The 3465-nt window shown below is 72.4% G+C and carries 2 protein-coding genes; one reads left to right on the forward strand and one right to left on the reverse strand.

Annotated features, from left to right (window positions below; all coding sequences use genetic code 11):
* The coding region (locus VM95_RS37210) for an urease subunit alpha (protein WP_045705716.1) at positions 1–889 on the forward strand (889 nt) is incomplete at its 5' end.
* A 76-nt stretch (positions 890–965) separates the two neighbouring features.
* Here the strand turns inward: VM95_RS37210 and VM95_RS37215 are convergent.
* On the reverse strand, positions 966–2780 hold the full coding sequence (locus tag VM95_RS37215; protein WP_052707813.1) for an alkaline phosphatase family protein: 1815 nt from the start codon (positions 2778–2780) through the stop codon (positions 966–968).
* Between the last annotated feature and the right edge of the window lie 685 nt (positions 2781–3465).

Consider the following 3465-nt stretch of genomic DNA (forward strand, 5'->3'; position numbering starts at 1 on the left):
CTGCGGCGGCGGCCACGTCCCCAACGTCCTCAAGATGGCGGGCGTGCCGAACGTCATCGGCTCCTCCACCAACCCCACCCTGCCGTTCGGCCGGGACGCCGTCGCCGAGCACCACGGCATGATCGTCTCCGTCCACGCCCTGAAGACCGACCTGCCCGGCGACGCCGCCATGGCCCGCGACCGCATCCGGGCCGGCACCATGGGCGCCGAGGACGTCCTGCACGACCTCGGTGTCATCGGCATCACCTCCTCCGACGCCCAGGGCATGGGCCGCGCCGGCGAGACCGTCCGCCGCACCTTCGCCATGGCCGGCAAGATGAAGGCCGAGCGGGGGCCGATGGAGGGCGACGGACCGGACGACGACAACGAGCGGGTGCTGCGCTACATCGCCAAGCTCACCGTCAACCCGGCCCTCGCGCACGGGCTCGGCCACGAGATCGGCTCGATCGAGGTCGGCAAGCTCGCCGACATCGTGCTGTGGCGGCCGGCGTCCTTCGGCGCCAAGCCGCAGCTCGTCCTCAAGGCCGGCTTCCCCGCCTACGGGGTCACCGGCGACCCGAACGCCGCCACCGAGACCTGCCAACCCCTGGTCCTCGGGCCGCTGTTCGGCGCCCACGGAGCCACCCCCGCCGACCTCTCGGTGGCCTTCACCAGCCGCGCCGCCGCCGAGTCCGGCACCCGCGACCGCCCGCACGACGGCATGACGACCCGGCGCCGCCGCGTCGGCGTCCACGGCACCCGGGGCATCGGGCCGCGCGACCTGGTCCGCAACTCCCGGATCGGCGAGGTGCTCGTGGACCCGCGCCGGGGGCTGGTCACCCTCGACGGCACGGCCGTGCGCTCCGACCCGGCCGAGGAGGTCGCGCTCAACCGGCTTTACTTCCTCTGAGCCCGGCCGCTGGGAGCCCGGCCGCTCGGAACTCGGCCCGGGAGAGGCCCGTTCGGACCTCTCCCGGGCGCCGGCGTCAGCCGACGGTCAGCCGGAACGGGCCGGCCAGGACGGTGTAGCCGTCGTTGGCGAGGTAGTACGCGTCGTACCGGCCCGCGCCGTTCAGCTTGCCGGTGGAGAAGGTGACCGCGCCGCTCTGGTTCGGCGTGTAGGACCAGGCCAGCGCGGACTGGGAGCCCTGGGTGACGCCCGCCGGGTAGAGGCCGACCCAGTTCTTGGCGCCGGCCTGCGCGGCGGTCGGCACGGTGTAGCGGAGGGTGACGTTGCCGCCGTTCGTGACCGCGTTCAGGTCGCCGGTCAGCGTCGGCCCGGCCGCCGTGGCCGGCGCGAAGGCGGCGTTCAGCGGGGTGGCGTAGGTGTCGTTGGCGGTCAGCCCCGGCAGGCCGAGGGCTGCCTCGATGGTGCGGCCGATGCCGTAGTGGTCGTAGTGCTGCGGGCTGCTCGTCCCGGCCGGGACGGTGCCCTGCGAGCCGACGACGACGGTCGCGACGTGGTCGTAGCCCTCGTTCTGGCTCTCGTCCCAGGTCAGGACCAGCAGCGAGCGCTGCTGCGTCCAGGCCGGGGAGGACAGCACCGGGGCCAGGGTCTGCTTCAGCCAGCCGTCCTGCACCTTGAGGCTGGCGGCGCTGCCGTTGCCGGAGGCCTCGCCGTCGTAGTAGTCGTCGGCGGCGATCCAGGAGAAGTTCGGCGTGGTGGCGGCCGACTGCAGGTCGGTGGTCAGCTGCGAGGTGTCGAACAGGTGCGCCGCGCAGCGGGCCGGATTGCCGCTGACGTCGGTGTAGTTGATGAACGGCGCGTCGTCGGGCATGTAGTAGCTGTCGTAGGTCTTGGTGGTGTTGCAGGGGGTGCCCATGCCCTGCTCGTAGGCCTTCCAGCTCTTGCCGGCCGCCTCGATCGTGTCCCCGAGGTGGCGCTGGGGGGAGTTGATGTTGGGCCAGTAGGTGGCGCCCTTGGTGTAGGTGTCGCCGCCGGCGACGGCGAGGTAGTTCTCGTCGCTGGGGTGGTAGACGGCGTGGGCGTCGGTGAGGGTGGCGCCCTGCGACATCAGGCTGTGGATGTACGGCGTGTCCGCCGGGTCGTTCATGATCTGGGCGTAGTCGGTGTTCTCCATCATGACCGTGAACACGTGGTCGTAGCCCGGCACGCGGGAGACGGGCGGGGCGAGCGGCGCGGGGGCGGCGACCGGGGTGTCGAGGGTCAGCGACAGGTTGTCGAGGTAGCCGGTCTCGTTGGAGGTGGACAGGAACTGCACCTCGACCTGGATCGACCGCGTCCCGGCCGGGACGGCCCCGGTGGCGCTGCGGGAGAGGAACGCGGTGCTCAGGCCCCGGTCGGTCGCGGAGACGGTCGGCAGCTTCGCGGTCGCGCCGAGCGGGCCGCCGTTCGCGTCCTGGAAGTGCAGGCCGACCGCGACGTAGCCGCCGTAGGTGGTCCAACCGCCCAGCCAGCCCGCCAGGTTGTAGTGCACCCCGCCGCCGTCGATCGCCGCGGCCGCCGAGGAGACGTCGACGGTCTGCGCCATCGCGCCGTCGCCGAAGTTGCCCGGCCCGAAGAAGGCCTTGCCGGGCGTCCGCCCGTCGCTCGGCAGGCCGAAGGAGCCGACCGAGTGGCACATGGCGTTGACGCCGCCGGCCTGGACCGTCCAGCCGGGGACGGTGGTGGCGGCGCTCCAGTCGCCGGTGCAGTAGCCGCCGGCCTCCGCGTCGCCGTTGACGATCAGGTTGCCGCTGCTCCCCGCCGCCCGGGCGGGGGCGGGCACGGCGACGACCAGCGCGCCGACGAGCGGAAGGGTGGCGAGCAGCCCGCGCAGGGGGCTCCAGCGCAGTCGCATGGGAATACCTCGTCCCGTTGGTGAGGGTGGGTGCCGTGGCCGAGCACCGTGAGCGGGGACATAGGTATCGGGTCCGCACGGTCCCGCGGAAGACCGCCCGGGCGAACGCCGGTCGAACTTGACCAGACAACTTCGCGTGCGTCGGGCACGAAGCGCCGACCCCGGACGGCCCGGCCCGCCCCGCTTCGCCCAGGTCACCCCACTCCCCCGCCTCCGGAGCCGGAGCCCGGCCGCAGGACGTTCGAAGGGGAACGACCGGGCCCGCGCAAGGAGTTCGACCGCCCGGAGCCGCCTTACCGGGACATGTCCGGAATGGTTCCCACCCGATCGGTCAAGACTTCGCAAACAAGCGCGATGCGTGGCGGAACTGCCTGTCGCGGCGCTTCGACCCCACCTATCTTCTGGCTCAACATCAGCGCTGCTGCGCCACTTTGATGTTTGGTCACTTTCACTTTTTCACGGGGAGGAACGGCCGTGGGAGTTTGGCATGTCCGAAATCGGACCTCAGGTGCGGGAGGGGGCTCCGGCGGTCCACGCCCACGGCCGGTGCTGTTCGGCACCATCCTGGCGCTGACGGTGTCCGGATTGGCGGCGCCGCCGGCGGCGGCGTGGACGTTCCCCGAGCCGGAGGAGAAGGTCTGGAGTCCGCCGAACACGCCGCTGGGGGCGGCGACCACGCCCGTGC

The organism is Streptomyces rubellomurinus (assembly GCF_000961885.1).
Classification (GTDB): Bacteria; Actinomycetota; Actinomycetes; order Streptomycetales; family Streptomycetaceae; genus Kitasatospora; species Kitasatospora rubellomurina.

What these genes read in the sequence shown, in the direction of transcription:
- VM95_RS37215 (WP_052707813.1), bottom strand. Translation starts at nt 2,780, where the DNA reads ATGCGACTGCGCTGGAGCCCCCTGCGCGGGCTGCTCGCCACCCTTCCG.